We start from the raw sequence: 1878 nt of genomic DNA, 5'->3' as shown, positions 1-1878 counted from the left end.
CAAGAAAGCCTGTCACAAAGAACCAGCAAAACGATATCAAAGTGCTCATGAGATGAAAGAAGCTTTAGAACAACTTATGAATAAAACAGAAGAGAATATCAGAGAAAAGGATGATTCTAAAGAAACTCAAAATATTTTTCATAGAAAAAATGAAGAATATGTAGACAAAATTGTACAATATGTATTACAGGAGTTTTATAAAGTAGAAGGAATTCACATTACACGAGAATTGGCGATGAATAGAATTTATGCTGTAGTGAAAGAGCAACTTTCTCTTTCAAAAACATATCCGATTGTTATAGATATTCCAGATATTGTTAAAACAGATACTGGATTAAAATCACTTCATGTTCAGGTTAATAGTGAAAATGATCTAGAGAATGTAAATGATTCTATTTTATCAAAAAACAAAGATATGTTAGTACAAGATGATGAAAAAACAATGAATGTTTTTGAAAAGCAAAATAAAAAAGAAATAGACAATAAAACAGAATATGTTTATGATCAGGAACTTGAAAATTCAATTGTAGATTATATCATTGATGAATATTTAAAAACAGATGGAATAGATCTTCATCAGGAGGAATATGCTAAAAGTTTACTTTATGATGAAGTGAGAAAACAATTGGTAAATGGAAAAAAATTTCCTCTTACGATTAAAATACCACAAATTATTGTTACTGATAGTGGACCAAAATCACTTTTAATCAAAGTTAAAAAAAGAGAGCTAGATGCTTATAAAAAGAATGTAAAAATCAAAGATGTAAAGAAAGAATCTCAGATAATGAATGATGATCAATCATTAGAACCATTACAAAGAAAATGTCCATATTGTGGTGGTAAAGCACATTTGAAGTTTACTCATGGGTATGTTTGTGAAAAGTGCTCTCAAGTGCATTTGACAGTTGAAAATGCTACGACGCTAAAACTTAAAACTTTATGTGAAAAGGCTCTTTCTTACCAAGAAAAAGAAGATGCACAAATATTATCTGTTTTAAATGAAATGGAATCCATTGATCCTCATCAAGCTCAGCTTTTGATTTGGATGGGTTCACAGTATGGAAAACATGGATTTGAGGAGAAAAAGATAAAGTATTATCATAAAGCCTTAGAATTAGATCAAAGAGATGCAGTTCTCTATAATAATTTAGGAGTTGTTGAATACATAAATGCAAATTATCAAAAGGCTTTAGAGTATTATGAAAAAGCTTATCAATTATTTATTGAAGAGAGTTGTTCTGATTCTTTATTTGGTGGAACTTTCTATGCAAACTATGCACGAGTTTTAGAAAAAATGAATCAATCTGAAAGAGCGTATAAATTCTTGTTAAAGGCAAAACGCTCTGGGTATGATTTGTGTGAAGATTTAATCAATAATGATAATGTTGGTGTAGAGTATACTCGAAAAGAAATTATGAAAATCCTTGAGAGAAATAGTCAACATCTTTCTTGGAGTAATAGAAATATTATACAAAATCTTAATGATAAGGAAACTGTATATGCTTTTAAAATGGCTGATGATACAGCGTTTTACGTGTATATTTCACCTTCACTTCTTTCAATTACAGGACATATTAAACGTGGAAGTGGAATAAAAGAAGGACTGGTTATTACTGATAAGTGTATTTATTTCTTATCTAAGAAAAAGAATAAAGGAAATTATTATTTGTCATACATTAGCTTACCTGATTCAACAATTTCTCATTCAAGAAGCACACTTACAATAGAGGTTCCTCAAAAATCAGGTGGAAATGCAACTTTTGTTATTAATACGGGAACAGATGCTGCTATAGCTGATAAAATTCTAACTGAGATTCAAGAACTTTATAGAGAGTAAGATTTTTGTTTTGAATAGAAAGGGTTATTATGGAAGATGTA

1 protein-coding gene is annotated in these 1878 nt (G+C 29.1%); it reads left to right on the top strand.

All coding sequences use genetic code 11. The features are described from left to right. On the top strand, nucleotides 1–1837 hold a 1837-nt coding region (locus tag ACZYT4_RS13995), incomplete at its 5' end, for a tetratricopeptide repeat protein (RefSeq protein ID WP_463786968.1). Nucleotides 1838–1878: the final 41 nt, after the last annotated feature.

This window comes from Massilimicrobiota sp. mt181, assembly GCF_055420065.1.
This window is presented reverse-complemented; position numbering and strand designations above follow the sequence as displayed.